General features: G+C 48.3%; 16 protein-coding genes. 8 read left to right on the forward strand and 8 right to left on the reverse strand.

Going from position 1 to position 18,013, the window contains the following annotated elements; translation table 11 throughout:
* Positions 1-54: 54 nt before the first annotated feature.
* Entirely contained in the window at positions 55-870 is an 816-nt protein-coding gene (locus tag V3O24_RS09215) for a methyltransferase domain-containing protein (protein WP_331307030.1), read from the reverse strand.
* A gap of 484 nt (positions 871-1,354) precedes the next feature.
* Here V3O24_RS09215 and V3O24_RS09220 point away from each other — a divergent pair, with 484 nt between their 5' ends.
* Positions 1,355-2,374, forward strand: a complete 1,020-nt coding sequence (locus V3O24_RS09220) for a hypothetical protein (protein ID WP_331307031.1) — start codon at positions 1,355-1,357, stop codon at positions 2,372-2,374.
* A gap of 37 nt (positions 2,375-2,411) precedes the next feature.
* Here V3O24_RS09220 and V3O24_RS09225 read toward each other — a convergent pair whose 3' ends face one another.
* Complete coding sequence (locus V3O24_RS09225; RefSeq protein ID WP_331307032.1) at positions 2,412-3,416, reverse strand: methyltransferase domain-containing protein; 1,005 nt, start codon at positions 3,414-3,416, stop codon at positions 2,412-2,414.
* Positions 3,417-3,581: 165 nt separating this feature from the next.
* Entirely contained in the window at positions 3,582-4,592 is a 1,011-nt protein-coding gene (locus V3O24_RS09230; RefSeq protein WP_331307033.1) for a methyltransferase domain-containing protein, read from the reverse strand.
* A gap of 208 nt (positions 4,593-4,800) precedes the next feature.
* Between V3O24_RS09230 and V3O24_RS09235 the strand changes: the two genes are divergently transcribed.
* Positions 4,801-5,835 (forward strand): phytanoyl-CoA dioxygenase family protein, encoded by a 1,035-nt coding sequence (locus V3O24_RS09235; protein ID WP_331307034.1) that lies wholly within the window; start codon positions 4,801-4,803, stop codon positions 5,833-5,835.
* Between the two features lie 59 nt (positions 5,836-5,894).
* Here the strand turns inward: V3O24_RS09235 and V3O24_RS09240 are convergent, their stop codons facing one another.
* Entirely contained in the window at positions 5,895-7,244 is a 1,350-nt protein-coding gene (locus V3O24_RS09240; protein WP_331307035.1) for a PfaD family polyunsaturated fatty acid/polyketide biosynthesis protein, read from the reverse strand.
* A 146-nt stretch (positions 7,245-7,390) separates the two neighbouring features.
* Between V3O24_RS09240 and V3O24_RS09245 the strand changes: the two genes are divergently transcribed.
* From V3O24_RS09245 to V3O24_RS09260, 4 genes are read left to right on the forward strand one after another with little or no spacing between them, the layout of a single operon-like run.
* Positions 7,391-7,900: a DUF697 domain-containing protein gene (locus V3O24_RS09245; RefSeq protein ID WP_331307036.1), complete on the forward strand. Its 510-nt coding sequence runs from the start codon at positions 7,391-7,393 to the stop codon at positions 7,898-7,900.
* 58 nt (positions 7,901-7,958) lie between these two features.
* On the forward strand, positions 7,959-8,141 hold the full coding sequence (locus V3O24_RS09250) for a hypothetical protein (protein ID WP_104425069.1): 183 nt from the start codon (positions 7,959-7,961) through the stop codon (positions 8,139-8,141).
* Between the two features lie 36 nt (positions 8,142-8,177).
* Positions 8,178-9,809 (forward strand): cyclic peptide export ABC transporter, encoded by a 1,632-nt coding sequence (locus tag V3O24_RS09255; protein WP_331307037.1) that lies wholly within the window; start codon positions 8,178-8,180, stop codon positions 9,807-9,809.
* A gap of 3 nt (positions 9,810-9,812) precedes the next feature.
* Complete coding sequence (locus V3O24_RS09260; protein WP_331307038.1) at positions 9,813-10,736, forward strand: prohibitin family protein; 924 nt, start codon at positions 9,813-9,815, stop codon at positions 10,734-10,736.
* Positions 10,737-10,744: 8 nt separating this feature from the next.
* Here V3O24_RS09260 and V3O24_RS09265 read toward each other — a convergent pair whose 3' ends face one another.
* Positions 10,745-11,749 (reverse strand): acyltransferase domain-containing protein, encoded by a 1,005-nt coding sequence (locus V3O24_RS09265; protein ID WP_331307039.1) that lies wholly within the window; start codon positions 11,747-11,749, stop codon positions 10,745-10,747.
* Positions 11,750-11,935: 186 nt separating this feature from the next.
* Between V3O24_RS09265 and fabD the strand changes: the two genes are divergently transcribed.
* Together fabD and V3O24_RS09275 are read left to right on the forward strand one after the other, a co-directional pair.
* On the forward strand, positions 11,936-13,084 hold the full coding sequence (gene fabD / locus V3O24_RS09270; RefSeq protein WP_331307040.1) for an ACP S-malonyltransferase: 1,149 nt from the start codon (positions 11,936-11,938) through the stop codon (positions 13,082-13,084).
* Between the two features lie 84 nt (positions 13,085-13,168).
* On the forward strand, positions 13,169-13,990 hold the full coding sequence (locus V3O24_RS09275; RefSeq protein WP_104425064.1) for an SDR family oxidoreductase: 822 nt from the start codon (positions 13,169-13,171) through the stop codon (positions 13,988-13,990).
* Here the strand turns inward: V3O24_RS09275 and V3O24_RS09280 are convergent.
* From V3O24_RS09280 to V3O24_RS09290, 3 genes are all read right to left on the reverse strand, one after another.
* Positions 13,987-15,807 (reverse strand): NAD(P)/FAD-dependent oxidoreductase, encoded by a 1,821-nt coding sequence (locus tag V3O24_RS09280; RefSeq protein ID WP_331307041.1) that lies wholly within the window; start codon positions 15,805-15,807, stop codon positions 13,987-13,989. The genes V3O24_RS09275 and V3O24_RS09280 overlap by 4 nt on opposite strands.
* A 154-nt stretch (positions 15,808-15,961) precedes the next feature.
* On the reverse strand, positions 15,962-16,849 hold the full coding sequence (locus tag V3O24_RS09285; RefSeq protein ID WP_331307042.1) for a phytanoyl-CoA dioxygenase family protein: 888 nt from the start codon (positions 16,847-16,849) through the stop codon (positions 15,962-15,964).
* A 52-nt stretch (positions 16,850-16,901) separates the two neighbouring features.
* Positions 16,902-18,005, reverse strand: coding sequence for a MupA/Atu3671 family FMN-dependent luciferase-like monooxygenase (locus V3O24_RS09290; protein ID WP_331307043.1), 1,104 nt, complete (start codon positions 18,003-18,005; stop codon positions 16,902-16,904).
* Positions 18,006-18,013: the final 8 nt, after the last annotated feature.

The raw sequence follows: 18,013 nt of genomic DNA on the forward strand, positions 1-18,013 counted from the left end.
AGTGCAAGGACGCACCGCCACTGAAAAATCCGGGATGGATTTATTCAGCATTTACTATAACTTCCTTGCAGTAACCACCATGTACCCCAGGTTTTCACTCATATATTCAAACAGGTAAACCCAGTCATCGATTGCTTTGTCGGCAGCGTCGTTAAACAGCTCTGTAATTTCCTGCTTATGCTCGGCAAGGGTTTCCTTGAGTTTGGGAACCAGCCAGGGCATCACGTTTTCCGTAATATCATCGATCCCTACCAACTCGAATCCTGTTTCCGCCATCAAGGCGGGATAGTCTTCTTTAGCAATAAAGCTGGAGTGGATATGTTGCTGAACAAAGGCTTTGAATTCTTCAGTCGTGGTCGGCAGGGTCGGCAGATCAGTCAACACCAACGTCGCGCCGGGCTGCAACACCCGGTTGGCTTCAAGCAGGGCGTCCCGGTGCCCCATGTGAAAAATAGACTCAAAAAACCAGCCTCCGTCATAGGCCTGATCTTCGTTGGGTATGTCCAGAGCGCTGCCGTGAATAAACCGGAGTTTGTCCTGCATGCCTTCGGCCTGGGCTCTGGACGTTGCGCTCTGTTGTTGGAACTTGCTGATGGTGATGCCGTCTACCGAACAGCCTTTGGCCTTGGCTAATTTCATCGCCGGTTGCCCTACCCCGCAACCAAGATCGATAAACCGTTGCCCTTCCCGTATTTGCGTCTTGTCGATCATGATCTGCGCCAGCTTGTCCGCAGCGGCGGCAAAATTGTCATCGGCGTTGTTTTCATCCCAATAGCCCCAGTGCAAATGCCCACCAAACAATATCGGTCCCAATTGACCTTCCGGTGAATCATACAGGGTGGCGACTTGTTCCGACTCTGAACCTAGCATTGTGAACATCTCCTAATCTGTTATTTGGCATAAATTATCAAGCCGGCATGCGCACGTATTCAGCTTTGCATTTTCTTTCGTTTAATCTGGACAGATCAAATCACAACGTCATATCAAAAACTGCATATAAAACCGGCTTTGCCCGATTATAAAGGCCCTTATTGCTAAAGACTACTTTTATATCGACTGCCGACTGCCGCTAATAGCCAATGAAAACTATCCAATTTTATAGGCGGCGATCCGCCCTATCAATCGGGCGCGCTGCATTACCAAGATTTTATCAACCAGCATGCCAAACCGGGGTATTTGGCGAAGCCTTTTCAGGGAATAGTTTTGTGTTATTTTCGTCAACCATTCAAGGATTCCAAAATAGTTTAATACTGACAGCGCATTAAAATAATGAAAAATGGATTTCAATCTGTCTGATGCCTATAATGCAAAAAAAACTTAACCGAAAAATGGTATTTATTGGGAGATCGTGGCAATGCACAATATTCTGAAAGAAAATTATTTTAACGAATACTGTTCCAGCGGATTCGTGGAAACAAACTTATCGTTACCCGATGAACTGGTGGATGAAATCAAGCAACACTATCTAACAAAAGCGGAAGGCCATAACGACTTTCCGAAATTTTTCGTTAATAACGAGCATCAGGTCTATATGGAAGGCCGGGCATTAGGCCTTTTTTTTAATACCTTCCCCAATATCGCCAAAAAAATGGTGAAAAAACTTTATGACAAGACCTATAGAAAAGCCGTCTACGGTGAGCAGGCTTATATAGAAAAAGTTTTAAAATACCTGTTGGAAAACGACTTTCAGCGATTCTTTAAAACCCGTTACATAGTCGCTTCTTACGATATGTACCTGCGTAACGACTATCTGCGTTCAGCAGCCGGCATACATACCGACTTTCCCAACTTCCATCATTTTTATGAAACCGAAAATGACATTACCATATACATACCCCTGGTCGATCTCGATGATGAAAACGGCGGCCGGATTCAGGTGCTGCCGGAAAGCAAATTAAAAGTTCCCGGCAACATATTGCTGAAATTCCTATACCAGTATTTTTCAGTAGACAGCAGCAACCTGGACGAAGACGGCTATGTAGACCCTGACAAAATCAGCCCCGCAGCCACTGCCGCTTTTGTCAGGAGCAAGCCGCATCAGGATCTGATGAATCTGTATAAAAGCGTTATCGGTCTGGCTAAAAGCCACTACGCCGACGACTTTCTAATGACTACCGAAACCAAAGGCAAGGTGCTGCTGTGGAACAACAAAAATTTCCATGCCGCCGAACGCTGGAAGAACGAGCAGATAGACCGGGAAGTCTATGTCATTAGGATGTTCCCGATATACGACGTCAATATCAAATTAAAAAGAAACCTTCACGGCAATCTGTTCAACAACTTCCTGCTGGATACCGAAAAGGGAGAAATCCACCGCTACGATCATCAGATTGACCTCAGCCAAATTCCTGCCGAGGCCAAATTGGAATTATGAAAGCAGGCTGATTACCGGGAACAATGAAGCTCAATCATCATTTTTGTGCGCTGACAAAAAGGCACAGCCCGGTGATTGAGTTCAAGTGATAATAAGTCCACAGGATTTCAGTCAGCTGGACAATATTCAGATTGCCGTTATAAAACTCCTCGTGAATCTTGTTTACGGTATGCAGGAAATGCGCTCCCCAGACCTCTCTGCTGACATCATTGATGATAATGTTGCTAAAACCCACCTCGGATAACAGCTCCCGGTATTCCTCTACCGTTTCTATATGATTTTCAGGACTTGGAAACACAGCGTGCTGCACCAGTCTTTCCCTGGATGTGAACAGCGTATCGGATAAAACCAGGCGCCCTCCGGGCTTGAGAATCCGATACGCATCTTCAAGAAATTTCCTTCGGGTTTCAAAATGAAATGCCGCTTCGATGCACAGAATATTGTCGAAAAAATTATCGTCAAACTTCATGTCAACTGCATTCATAACCTGGGCATTGCATCCCGGCGCATTCTTTCGAACTGATTCCAGCTGTTTTTCCGATATATTGATCGCCCAGACATTCTCGGCCGGATAATGATTCAACAAACGACGCGTTGACGCCCCCATACCGCAAGCCACATCCAGTATGCGCCCTGATTTTTCCGGTATAAAATCAAGCAAGGCGTCTTGCAGCCGCTCGGACGCGCTGTTCTGCGTGGTCGTCGTTTCATCCCAGTAACCGATATTCCTATACTCGGTTCCGCCAAGCAAAATACCCATGATGCCGTCGCGGCTGTAAAACGCCTGGTCATAATAATTATTAATCTGACTCGCCAGGCTGTCCTTGTCGCAACTGCTTTCGGCTAAACTCGGATCGGCATCCTTGCTGCGTGCAAACTCGACATCATCAGGCGACTGACCGACGACTTCCGTCTCAAATGTAAAATTCTTGACCAGCTTGGCTATATCATCCGGCACATAGCCGATCAAATCGATCTGCGCGGAAATACTGTCGAATAATCGTTTTTTTAGCAGCTCTTTCAAGTCATACTGATCAGTCATCGTTCATCCTTTGTTAATTACTTATAAAACAGATTGTCAAAACCAAAAAATTATTGTTTCCAGCACAACACTCAGTAATGCTAGTGAATTAAGCCTATTTCTCTATTCAAAATATAGTTAAAATCGCCCGCTATCGAATATTACAAAACAATGAAATAATCTAAATTATTTTTGCGCACTAATAAACAAACAAGCACCCATTACAGCGTTTGCGTTGTAATAATTCCACAATGTTTCAGTTAACTCGATAATACCAATGTCACCTGAATAAAATTTTTCATGAATCCTGTTAACTGCCCGCAAAAAATGAGTCCCCCAGACATCTTTGCTCTTATCAATAATAACGATAGAGCTAAATCCGGCATCCGAAAGTAACTCATAATATTTTTCGACAGTTTCAATGTGATTCTCAGGACCATGGTACATAGGGAGCTGTGCCAATCTTGCTCTAGAGGTCAAAAGAATATCCGACAAAACCAGATAACCGCCTGATTTTAACACGCGAAAAGACTCTTCAAGAAATTTCTGCCGGGTTTCGAAGTGCATTGCAGCCTCAATACACAAAATACTGTCAAAAAAATCATTATCAAATCCCATGTCAACGGCATTCATAACCTGAGCATTGCAACCGGGTGCATTGCTTCGGGTTGATTCAATCTGTTTTTCCGATATATTGATCGCCCAAATATTCTCAGCCGGGTAATGATTCAGCAAACGGCGCGTTGAAGCCCCCATCCCGCAAGCCACGTCGAGTATTCGCCCTGATTTTTCAGGTATAAAATCGAGCAAAGCATCCTGTAATCTTTCAGATGCTTGGTCCTGGGAAAGAGTGGCCTCGTCCCAGTATCCTATGTTTCGATATTGGGTATCTTGATAAAGACGCCCCATCATCCCGTCGCAATCATAAAACACTTGGTCATAATGACCATTAACCAGTTCGGCAAGTTTTTCCTTATCGGGCTGATTGCTAGCAACGATTGCTCCATTTTCAAATAATCCGGCCTCAAGTCCCACATCATTTGATGCCCGATCAGCATTTTTCGTTTCAAATGTGAAATCTTTAATCAGCTTGGTTATATCATCCGGCACATAACCTATCAAATCGATCTGTGCGGAAATACTGTCGAATAATCGTTTTTTTAGCAGTTCTTTCAGGTCGGTTTGATTTGCGGTCATTATTAAAAGCCTGGTTGGAAAACAACGGCTGATTTATTTTTAATAAGCCGTATTAATTTTATTTGATATTCGGTAAAACGCTGACATACTCACAACTACACCGAACAAAGTCAAGCTGCGCTGAACGACATAAACCGAAACCCTAGCCATATATAAAAGCGTTGATGCATAATACCGGCATGACGCCACGATAAACAAGGAGATAAATATGCAAAGCATTCTGAATACGCAATATTTTAATGAATACTTTACCAACGGTTTCATTGACACCGGTGTTTCCCTGCCCGACGGGCTGCTTGAGGACATGAAAAATCATTATAAAAATGTCGCTGAAGTCCGCAACGACTATCCTCAGTATTTCACTAAAAACGAACATCAGGCTTATCTTGAAGGAAAAATAACCGGTTCTTTGTTCTCCCTGCTCCCCGGACTGGCCAACAAGATGGTCACAAAGCTGTACAGTAAGTCCTACAACAAAGCCATTCATCTTGAGCAAACCTTTATTGAAAAGGTGTGTTCGCATTTATTGCAGCAGAATTGCCAACGTTTTTTTAAGACCCGGTTTATTGTCGCGTCCTACGATATTTACCTGGGTAACGACCATAATCATCGGTCATTCATAGACATCCATTCCGACATACCGAATTTTCATCACTTTTATGAAACCGAGAACGATATAACGGTATACATCCCGCTTATTGACGTTAACGAAGATAACGGCGGTCGCTTAGCCATTCTGCCGGAGTCCAAATGCAAATTAAAAGTTCCGGGAAATGTGCTATTGAGGTTATTCGAGGATGCATTTTTAAATATCCCGGCCTATCTTGATGAAAACGGCTATATCGACAGCGATAAAATCGACGCCGCGGCAATGAAGAATTTTATCAACGGCGCACCCTATAAGGCATTAATGGAGAATTACAAAATCAGTACAAACTTTGTCAGAGATTATTATGCCGACAAGTTTATAAAAAATGACTGGCAAGCAGGCCAAGTTGTTTTATTTAACAACAAAACATTCCATGCGGCCGAGAGTTGGCGTAACCCCGACTATAACCGGGAAATCTATATGATCCGGTTGCTCCCGATCTACGACGCCAAAATTCAATTAAAAAAGACCTTGCACGGCAGCCAATTCAACAAGTATCTGATCGACACGCAAACCGGCAGCATTCAGCTTTATCAAGACAGCGTGGATTTAAGCAAAATTCCACAACAGGAAAAGCTAAAACTCAGGGCTTAAACACCGGCGACCCATGTCTGAAAATTCCGCAGGCATGGCACAGCATAATGGGATAAACGCTACAAAAATATCTGTAACCGCCGGTTCATATAGTCGGCAGACGCCTGCATCAGGTGTTCGCCAATGGCATCGACATGACGATTCCGCCAATCCTCAAGCGATGTACCCTGAACCCATTGGTTAAATGCGCCCAGAGCCGGGCCGGTATGCACCTGATAATCCACACGCTGTTCGCTGCCGCCTTCCAGGGCAAGGCGCATGGTGTGGACAAAGTACCAGCGAAAAATCAACGCCATCATAACCTTTGGGCTGCGTTCCGCTTTTTCAATTTCTTCGGGAAACTGCTGCTGGTAATAGCCTTTTGTTTCCTGATACACCTCGTCAAAACTGCGCCTAAAGTATTTATCCTGTATTTCCTTACGGACCGGGGCGTCGATAAGATCCAGCGAACCGTAATTTCGCCAAAGATCGTAAAGCTTATTGGCCCTGGCAGGAAAAAAAACGCCTTTCTTCATCACCTGAATCTTTGCGCCCAATTCAAACATGTCTCCGGCCGGGGCATAAGCGGTATCCTGAATGTTTATCCCTTGAAGCATGTCCTTGACCCTATCGCTGGTTCCTGCCTCCACGGTGCACTGGTTAATCGAGCCGGTGACAATAAAATCAGCGCCCAACATAAACGCGCATGCGGCCGACTCAGGGGTACCGATGCCTCCGGCAGCACCTACCCTGACCGGTTTCCGGTACTGATATTGTTGTTGCAGACCGTCCCGCAAACGGATAATGGTCGGCAGTAGAACCGAGGCAACGCCCATATCGGTATGTCCACCGGAATCCGATTCCACGCAGACATCCGAAGCGACCGGCAACCGCCCGGATAAGGCCGCCTCCTGTTCCGAAATCCGGCCTTCTTCGAGCAGACGACTGACGATCTGTTCCGGCGCCGGAGCCAGAAAAAGCTGCGCCACCTCGGGCCGTGAAACTTTGGCGATCACCCTGTTCGGGACAATCAAACATCCCTGAGCGTCAGTACTTACCCCCTTCAACCTATACTTGACCAGCGCCGGCGTAATCTGCATATAGGCGGATGCTTCGATATTATGTACGCCGTAACGCAGAAACAGATCCACCGTATCCATTTCCTGTTTCGGCCGGGACAGGTCGGATAACAAATTCATTCCGTAGGCTTCTCCGTGGCACAAAACCTGCTGGATATGCGCAATTGCCGCTTCAACCACTTGCAACGACATGCCGCCGGTACCGTAAAAACCGAGATAACCGGCCTGGCCCATTCGAATCACCAGCTCTTTGGAAGCAATAGCTTTGGCCATTGCACCGGCCACATAGGCATTACGCAGACCGTAATCCTGTTTAAATTGCTCGGAACCTAATTTTTCAACTGTAATCATGGCGCTACATTTATCTGGTTTTTGATTGCAGGTCAATCGGGAAAAAATTTTAAAACAATAAATTCGACTACACCAAAAACAACCTTGATGCCGCACAATCATTATGCTAGTCTCTGCGAAACAATAACAAACAAGGAGACACTATCGTGACAACTAAACAACCAGCCGTATCAAACGCAGCTCAATCTGAAGACACCGAAACTTCCCGCGAGAAGGCCGCCAATCTTGTTATCAGCAAATACACCGGCTGGGCGGCAGGATCCGGGGCTATTCCATTCCCTTTCTGGGACGTGGCGGCCATTGCAGCCATTGAAATAAAAATGGTCAATGAGTTGTTGGATATCTACGAGAAACCTTTTTCCGAATCGAAAACCCGCTCAATTCTCACCATTCTGATCGGCAGCCTTTCGCCTCAACTGCTGGTCGGAGCAACTGCCGTCACACTGTTCAAAGTAGTACCGGGCATTGGTTCTGTGCTGGCGTCGTTGAGCATGCCCATGCTTGCAGCAGCATCCGCCTATGCCGTTGGCAAAGTCATGGTCAATCACCTGAAAAATGGCGGCGACCTGTCTAATTTTGACCCCAAAGCTAAAATAGATGATTTCAAAGCTGCTTTTGACGAAGGCAAGAAAAAAGCCGATCCAGCGGCGACATAAATCCTAGTTGCATTCAAAACCTTTCAGGAGCGTTGTCGTTTAATAACGAGACCCAAAGATGCCATTTTTTTATTTTTTAATGTACCTGCTTTTATGCATGGTTATCGGCCTGGCCGGAAGGAAACAGCCGTTAGGTTTTAACGGCCTGTTTCTGCTTTCTTTCTTCCTGTCCCCGGTCGTCGGGATTATTCTGCTTATTTTGCTTTCGACTTTTAAGGCCGAACATTCGCAATCGAAATAAATCTTTACCGGACAGCAAAATACAAACTTCAACCCAGTGAATCTAGTTCATACTTTTCTGAATGAAACCGATGCCCCAAAGGGGAAAATCGCGTTTTATTCAATCCTGGCCGGACTAAGCAACGTTTTACTTCTGGCAATCCTCAACACCTCTGCAGAACACGCATCGAACAGTGAATTCAGACTGATAGGCGTGGCTTTTTTTGCGGTTTGCCTGCTCATTTACATACTCTCCCAAAAGTATGTGTGGCGGACGGGAACAGAGCTTGGCGAAAGCCTGATAGAGGCTATCCGCATTCGGATCTTTAATAAAATCTCCGGCTGTAATTTTGAAAACCTTGAAAAAATAGGCCAGGCGGAACTGTATACCGCCATTAACCAGCACACCTATACCCTGTCGCTGTCTTCATTGCCGATTATTGTCTCGCTACAAAGCCTGGTCATCATCACATTTACCACGCTGTATCTGGCCTATCTCTCACTGGCGGCATTTTGCCTGACTTTAGTATTTATTCTGATCGCCGCCTGGATGTCTTACAAAAGAAGCCAGAAAACCAATAAAGTTCTTGATATTGCGATTGCAAGCGAGCAAAACGTCTACTATTCGCTATCCGACTTACTCGAAGGTTTTAAGGAAATAAAGCTGAACCACGACCGCGAACAGGACTTGCTCCGTTCCGCCGGCATCCTGGCAGGACGGGCCAAGGACAACCGGATTCGCGCCAATCTGGATATGGCGATCAACTTTATCGCTATACAGAGTTCGTTTTATTTTTTAATGGCGGTACTGGTTTTCCTGGTTCCCCAACTGAGCATTGCCGCCTACCCTGACACGGTTATTAAGATCGTTACCGCCGGACTGTTTTTAATGGGGCCGGTAAGCAATGTTTTCGCCTGGATGCCGACTTTTACCAATGCAGAAAAGTCCTTATCGCTGATTTTCAAGACGGAAGCATTACTGGACAAGCATCAGGAGCTGTTAAAAAAAGACTGCGTCCTGTTCCCTGCATTTGAAAAGCTGTCGCTACAAAAAATCCGTCATCAATATCGCGACGAGTTCGACGCTGTCAATTTTTCAACCGGTCCGATCGATTTACACGTCCGGCATAATGAAATCCTGTTCCTTACCGGCGGCAACGGCTCCGGCAAATCCACGCTGATCAAACTTTTGCTCGGACTGTATCAACCCTGCGACGGACAAATACGCCTTAACGATACGCTGATTTCGGCAGCCAACATCTTCGCCTACCGCAACATGTTTACCGCGATTCTTGCCGATTACCACCTGTTCTCACGCACCTACGGCATTCATGAAATCGATCAACAGCGCGTCGATGACTTGCTCAAGCGCATGGGCTTAAAAGAAAAAACCGGCTTGATCAATGGCGAGTTCGACACCCTTAACCTGTCCACCGGACAGAAAAAGCGTCTGGCGCTGATCATTTCGATACTCGAAGACAGACCGGTGATGGTTTTTGACGAATGGGCCGCGGACCAGGATCCCCAATTTCGCAAGATTTTTTACCATGAAATCCTGCCCGAACTAAAAGCTAACGGTAAAACCATTATTGCCGTTACTCACGATGAAAAATACTTCGACTGCTGCGACCGGCACTTCCATATGGAAGAAGGCTTGATCGCCGAAGTAACCCATTCCAGGAAAAAATAAACCATGTTTAACAAAATAACTAACTGGCTTGAAACTCATCGTCTTGAAATAGCAATCGCGCTGCTCTTAGCCGCACTGCTGTTTCTGTCCGCCCTGCCCATGATGCTGATCAGCATCGATTCAGGATATAAAGGCGTTCTGTGGCGCCGTTTTTTCGGCGGCACAGAAATGGAGCGCAGCTACGGGGAAGGCACGACGCTGATCTTCCCGTGGGACAAAATGACAATCTATGACACACGACAACAAAGGGAAACCGTTGTGTTCAACACCATCAGCAAAAACGGCCTTAGCGTCCTGGTTGAAGCATCCATTCGTTTTCGCCCCTTAGAAAACTATCTGCCCGAATTGCACCGATATATCGGCCCGGACTATATCAATATATTGTTGATACCGGAAATGGGCAGCCATGTGCGTAACGTTATCGGTCAATATGAACCGGAAGAACTCTACTCCGTGAAGCGAACATTGATCGAAGAGCAAATTCAACAAAGCATCAAAAACGGACTCGGCACCTCAAACACAAATGAATCAGCCGGCCACTATATCTTCGTTGACGAAATTTTAATTCGCGATATCACGCTTCCTGAAACCGTGCGTAATTCGATTGAACAGAAAGAACAGTCCAAACAGGTCGCGTTAGCTTATGAATTCAGGCTGCTGGCCGAAGAAAAGGAAAAACTGCGCAAAAAGATTGAAGCCGAAGGCATCCGCGACTTCCAGAGCACCATTACCGACGGCATATCCCAAAAATACCTGACTTGGCAAGGCATCAATGCAACGGTCGAGCTGGCAAAATCAAATAACTCCAAAGTCGTTGTCATCGGTTCAGGAAAAAGCGGCCTGCCGATCATACTGGGCAGCGACTATACTGCCGGGCCGGCGGATAAAGCGGATAAATCCGACAAGGCGGACGCGAATAAACAATAGACGCCGGATCAGGCCAGCATCGGCAATCTCCCCCGAATCGCCTTGATATTTTCATTGTCATTACCAAACGGCGTCATAATCGGCATAACCCGGTTATGTAGGCTTGCCGGCAGGTTGTATTTTGTAAACGTCGCCATATTCCCGGACGGCCCTATATCCAGATAAACCGCCTGCGGATTGTTGCGCTGGAATTCAGCCAACGCCTGCCTAAATTCAATCGGTTGCCGTATCACACGCCACCAGTACGCCGGCGAAAACCTTTCCTCCACTTCATCTCCGCCCGTTGACGCAGCGCAGGAAACAACCGGTATTTTGGCGGAACGATAAACGCTGCCCGCAAACATCGTGCTAAAGGTATCCTTAGCCGCCTCTACCAACGATGAATGAAAAGCCACGGAAACCGGCAAAAGCTGATGAGGAATATCCTGCCGCCTGAGTTGCCCTGCAATTTGCAGGATTTTGCTTCTGAACCCGGACACGACAAAACACCTGTCAAAATTAACCCCGGCCAGTTCGCAACCGTCTGAAAACGCAGGGTTGGTTTGAAAAGTATCGACATCATCGATAACGGCCAGCATCGCGCCGCCGCTGCAATGCGAATCGAATAACCGGGCCTGCTTGATAATATCAAACAGCATGACCTCGACATCGGCGACATCCGCCAACGCAGCCGCCACAAACTCGCCCAGACTCGCGCCGAACAGATAATCCGGGGCCGGCAAATTCTCGGCCAGAAGCGTTTGAGCCAGCGAGTACTGCACCATAAAAAGCGCCGGGTGCGTATACAAGATCTGTTCAAAAGGCTGGCTTAGAGACTGCTTTTCGTCATACAGCATTTCAACGATCGACTGCCCGACATAATTGGCGGCAACCTGATCCAGCCTGTCCATCCAGAACCTGAACGCCTCGTTCGTGTTATAAAGCGCGCTGCCCATCTGGAAATACTGGGCGCCTTGCCCGGAAAACATCCAGACGATAGGCTTTAATTGTTCAGCTCGAGTATCCTCAGTCATTTATCACCTGTTTCAGACATCCAATGGCGCAACGATGACTCTACTCATCCCTGGCAAACCGGAAATAACGACAGTGTACGCAAATCGCAGGCACGGCGACAACCTATAGTTAGATTCAGAATTAATTGTTATACTCGATTAAACGCTGCACCTGCTTGTTACCCCAATTAATGGTCACATAAAAAAATGAAAACTTACCTGTTTCCCGGCCAAGGCTCGCAACATATCGGTATGGGCGAAAACCTGTTCGATACATTCCCTGACATGACCGCAACAGCGGATGCAATTCTGGGCTATTCCATCAAGGAGCTTTGCCTTCAAGACCCGAACCGGCAACTGGGCCGGACACAATACACCCAGCCCGCACTCTATGTTGTCAACGCCCTCGCCTACCGGCAGCAGCTAAAAGACACCGGGGAACACCCGGACTTTGTCGCAGGCCACAGCCTGGGGGAATATAACGCGCTGGAAAGCGCTGGTGTAATCCGCTTTGAAGACGGCCTTAAACTGGTCAAAAAACGCGGCGAACTGATGAGTACAGCGCCTAAAGGCGCAATGGCGGCTATCATCGGCCTGACCTCAGACAAAATCAGCGACATACTAGCCGATAACGGACTCACGTCCATCGACATCGCCAACTATAACGCCCCCACCCAAACCATCATATCCGGGCTGGAAGCGGATATTCAAAATGCGCAAACCTATTTCGAACAGGAACAGGCCATGTTTATCCCGCTGAATGTCAGCGGCGCATTTCATTCCCGCTATATGCAACCGGTACAGAACGAATTCAGCCAATTCCTGAACAACTTCACGTTTGCTGCGCCGAAAATTCCGGTCATTGCCAATATCCACGCCCAGCCCTATCAAGCCGACAACATCGCCCGGAATCTGGCGGATCAATTGACCCACTCAGTGCGCTGGCTGGACAGCATGCACTATCTGCTGCAACAAGGCGACATGGACTTTCTTGAGCTTGGCCCCGGCGATGTACTGAGCAAACTGATCAGAAGCATCAAAAGCCAGTTCAAACCGAATACCGTAGCGCAAAGCAGCCAACCCAGCCCTGCGCCGAAATCCGCCGACAACCAAACCACTACCCAGCCCGATAGAAAACAAGACTTAAAAACGCCGCAACAACGGGCAATCGACTGGAACCGGTCATACCCCATCGGCACACAGGTTAACGCAAAAGGCTACGACGAAATACTGACAACCAAAACCCAGGCTGTGATCCTGTTCGGACACCGCGCCGCAATCTACATGCAAGGCTATAACGGCTATTTTGCGCTGGATGAGGTCGAGCCGGTCAAGCATGCCGCCACGCCTGCATAACCCGATACAACTGACGATTTTTATTGTTCTTCCTCTTTCCAGCCAATAACACAACTGCACACTCAATTTCAGGACTCTAAGTAAATGTCGAGAGTAAAAGACAAAATTGCGCTCATTACCGGCGGAAGCCGCGGGATTGGCGCCGGAACGGCCAGACTGCTGGCCAGTGAAGGCGCTTTCGTCATTATCGTCGATATTCTTGACGATCTGGGACAGGCTGTGGCGGAGAGTATCGGTAGCCAAGCCTGCTATTACCATCTGGATGTTTCCCGTGAAGCGGATTGGCAGGCGGTTTGCGACGTCATCCGCCAACAGCATGGGCGTTTGGACATCCTGTTTAACAATGCCGGGATTTCCGGCTTCGAGGAAGAATTCGGCCAGCGACCGCAGGATGTCGAGCACATGTCGCTCGAAGACTGGCATACGATACATGCCGTCAACATGGACGGCGTATTTTTAGGCTGCAAATACGGTATTCAATTAATGAAAGCGCAGGGTGGCTCCATTATCAATATGTCGTCACGCTCCGGCATGGTCGGGATGGCGCAAACGGCGGCCTATTGCTCAAGCAAAGGCGCGGTGCGTAATTTAACCAAAAGCGTGGCGATTTATTGCGCCCAATACGGCTATAAAATCCGCTGCAATTCGCTGCATCCAGGCGCGATCTACACGCCTATCTGGGATAGTGTCATGGGCGACACGCCGGAACAAAGAGCGGAAACGCTGAATTTTATCAAAAGAGGCATTCCGCTGAACGAAATGGGAACGCCGCTTGATGTCGCCTACAATGTTTTATATCTGGCTTCCGACGAGTCCCGGTATGTAACCGGCTCGGAAATGGTGCTCGATGGCGGCATTATGGCGGGCAGCACTGCCACATTGCAGCATACGGATGAAAAAAACTAGGATTGCCCACCGGTTAAACAAACACCTTCCATATCCCCCTTTTTCCGCCAATCTGCCAATATTTGGAAAAACGCCTCCGAGCCGCCGCCATAAAAACCGGCTATTTTGGCGGTTTTACCCTCGCCGGGTTTGCCTTCGTTATTGTAATAACCGGGGGTGCATTCCTGATAATATTTCATACCGGCGGCCGCAAAACTGTTGATGACATCAACCCATTGATCCTCCGCTTCTTGGTTCACTTCAACGGCCTGCATGTTTTGCTTTTTTACCTCGCCGAGGATGTAGGCGATATGGGCGCTTTGCTCATAGAGCATATGCGTGTAGTTGGCGGTATACCCGCCTTGGGTCATGCCCAGAAAAAAACAATTTGGAAAATGACGGGTCTGAATGCCATGCAGCGTGCGCATGCCGTCTGCCCATTTTTCGGTCAGCGTCAAACCGTCCCGCCCATAGACTTCAAAGCCTGATCGTCTGGGATAAGCGGTTCCCACCTCAAAACCCGTGGCGAAAACCAGGCAATCCAGATCATAACTCTGATCGCCGACAATGGCCGCTGTTTCGGTAAGTTGCGCCACGCCTTTGCCCTGGGTATCCACCAGCTTGACATTCGGACGGTTAAAAACCTGAAGATACTCGTCATTAAAACAGGGGCGTTTGCAAAATAAGCGGTACCACGGTTTAAGCGCGGCGGCTGTTTCGGGGTCGGTTACGATACTGTCGATACGCGCCCTGACCTGTTCCATCTGTTCAAAATCAAGCATTTCGGACAGTTTTTCCATGTCTTCCGCAGCCGGCTGTTCCCGATAAAGATGTTCGGGGAGCTTGCTTAAGTTACGCATGATGTTAGTCAAACCGTCATTAACCTGGTCCTCGTCCTGGCCGATGCCGGAGGTAACCCGGTTAAAATTTTGCATGCGCGCCTGCTGCCAGCCCGGACTCAACGTTGTCGCCCATTCAGAGTCGGTGGCTTTATTATCGCGCACGAGGACCGAAGAAGGCGTGCGCTGGAAAACATACAATTGCCCGGCGGATGCTGCAAGATAGGGAATACACTGAATGCTGGTGGCCCCCGTTCCGATGATGCCGACCCGTTTATCATGCAGTTTGTCCAGCTTGCCGCAGGCATCGCCGCCCGTATAGCCATAGTCCCAGCGGCTGGTATGAAACATCTTGCCTTGAAAAGTCTCAATACCCGCTATACCGGGCAATTTAGGCTGGCTGAGCGGACCGTCAGCGAGACAGATAAAGCGCGCTTTCATGCTATCCCCACGGTCAGTCGAGACGATCCAGCGTAATAAGGCCTCGTTCCAGCGCAGCTCGGCCACTGAGGTATGAAAACAGGCCTTATCATAAAGCCGGTAATGTTCAGCAATGGCGCGGGAGTGGGCAAAAATTTCCGGCGCATTGCTGTATTTCTGTTTGGGGATATAGCCGATTTCTTCAAGTAACGGCAGGTAAATATAGGATTCAATATCGCATTGCGCGCCCGGATAACGATTCCAGTACCACGTACCGCCAAAATCGCCGCCGCGCTCGACAATGCGGACATCCTCAATGCCCGCCTCCTTCAGCCGGGCCGCCGCCAACAAGCCGCTAAAGCCGCCGCCGACAATCAATACCTCCACTTCATCATGCAGCGGTTCGCGAGCCTGAACCGGCGTATAAGGATCTTCCTGAAAACGGGCGTACCGGCCATCTATTTTTATATATTGATCGTTACCTTCCTGACGCAGGCGTTTATCCCGCTCTTCGCGGTACTTCGACCGCAATTCATCGGGATTAAATCGCGGCTGTTTTGCTTCTTGGTTATTTTTCATCGGTAAACTCGCCAAACGGATAACTCTTAAGCTACGAATCTGCCTAAGAACATGTATAGCAATTACCATGAAGAGCATGAAGGACATGAAGATTTAAATCCTCCGTGCCCTTCATGCTCTTCATGGTTTAAAAATAAAACGGGCTCAAGTTATTCTATGAATGCCCGGCTCCGTTTAATAAATCCAGGTCAGGACTAAAGTTGAAGTTAAGCGGCCGAATATCTCCCGCACATTCCGGGAAAAGATGTTCTATTTTTTTCCTCTGCCGTTCAGGCCACTGAACCATAAGCAGATCGTTCGGGACACTGCACCCATCGAATTCCCTCTCCCGCATGAAAATACTTTTTATTCTGGCCTGCATGCCGGCAGGCAGGTCGGAAAAATCAGGATTGAAGTTGAGGCTTAACAATGTTCTGTTTTCATTCGACGTATTGGCGTAGGCGCTGTGCAATAAACGCGTATCCTTGACGACAACATCGCCCGGTTGAACCTCGATTGCCACCTCCCCTTCCCACGATTGATAAAGCGGGTGCTCGGGGTTCTCCACTCTGGATATAGATGAACCGTATACCGCCGGGACTTCATGAATCGGGTGCTTTTGATGATGACTGCCGGGTATAACCCGAAGGCTGCCATTGTCGGGCGAAGTCGGGGAAAGATAAATCATCATGTTGACCTGGGGAATCCGGTCAGTATAGGAAAGCGGATCATCCCAGCCCCACCAGTCATGATGCCAGAACAGGGGCGGACTGGCGGGCGGTTTGCTGATAATAGAACCGCTGCTGAACACATGGCCGCCTAAATCCAGATCGTCAAAAAGCGCCGCCAACGCCTCGTGGCCGATGATTTCGGAAAAATCGGGATAGTCCGATATATCGACCAGACAACCCTGGGACTTGAACTGGGAGCGATGGTTTTCAGAAACATGCTCCAGCGCCTTATCGCACCATTGGCCGATTTTTTCGATCATGGACTGATCAAATAGGCTCCGAACAATACAATAACCCTGCCGTTCCAGCTTTTCCCTGTTTGTTGATTTCATTATTTATCCCCCTGTAAAACACACGATGTAGTTGCCGTCTCAAAGAAACGCCTCAGCAGTAGTTAGACGTCAACCGTTTAAGATAGGTCAGGGACTCCCTGACCACCGAATAGTCCACACCAAAATCGACCAGACAGGCGATTTCATCGACGCCGGCCGCTATCGCCTGATCGACAATATCCCGGCCGTCTTCGACGGTGCCGAAAATTGCGCCGGTTTTAAAGTAACGCTGGTAGGCGTATTCCAGCATCTTGCCTTTTTCCGCCTCGTTAAGCGGGGTACCGCCGTTTTGATCGACGGCCGCTTTCAGGTGCGCATCCAGCGAGCTTTTTATGTAATCCTTAAAAGGCGCTTCCACGGCCTGTTGCACCTGCGCCCTGTCCCCCAGCATCAAGGTATGCAGCATTAATGTGATAACCCCTTGCTCCGGGTCAAGCCCCGCCTCCTGCCGGGCGTTTCTGTACAACGCAATCTTTTTTTGCATCGCATCCAGGTTGTTGCCGTACAGCATCGTAAAAATGTTATAGCCCTGTCTGCCCGCGTGAATAAAACCCTCATCATTCTGCGTAACCAGCAGCCAGACCTTCAGTTCCGGTTGCAGCGGACGGGGATAGACCGCAATCGGTATCTGTTCGCCGCCGGGCCCGGCAAACGGCACGGTTTCGCCGCGCCACAGCTTTTGCACGATCGGAATGGCTTCGCTGCATATTTGCCGCCGGTTCTCGTAGTTTTCCGGCGACAGGATAAAATCGGGCTTGTTCCAGCCGGAGCCGAAGCCCAGGTCGACACGGCCTTGCGACAGCACATCGTTCATCGCCCACCATTCGACCACTTCAGCCGGGTGATGCAACGGCAGCGAAATACCGGCGGTTCTAAAGCGGATGCGTGTCGTCTGGGGTATTAAATGCGCCGCCATAATCGCGGAGTTGGCGTAAATGGAGCCGAATTCATGAAAGTGCCGCTCAGGCAGATAAACCGCCTCAAAGCCTTCCCTGTCCGCAAACAGCGTTATGTCCCGCATGAACGCGTATTTTTCCGCATCGGAAATATTTTTCCGCACATCCGAAAAAAACAGGAAACTGAAACTGATGTCTGTTTTCGTCGGTTTCGGCACGGCAGGCTGAATGCCCAGCAGCTGTTCTATCGTTTGTGTCATGGTGTGTT

It is taken from the genome of Methylobacter sp. Wu8 (assembly GCF_036440755.1).
GTDB classification, from domain to species: domain Bacteria; phylum Pseudomonadota; class Gammaproteobacteria; order Methylococcales; family Methylomonadaceae; genus Methylobacter_A; species Methylobacter_A tundripaludum_A.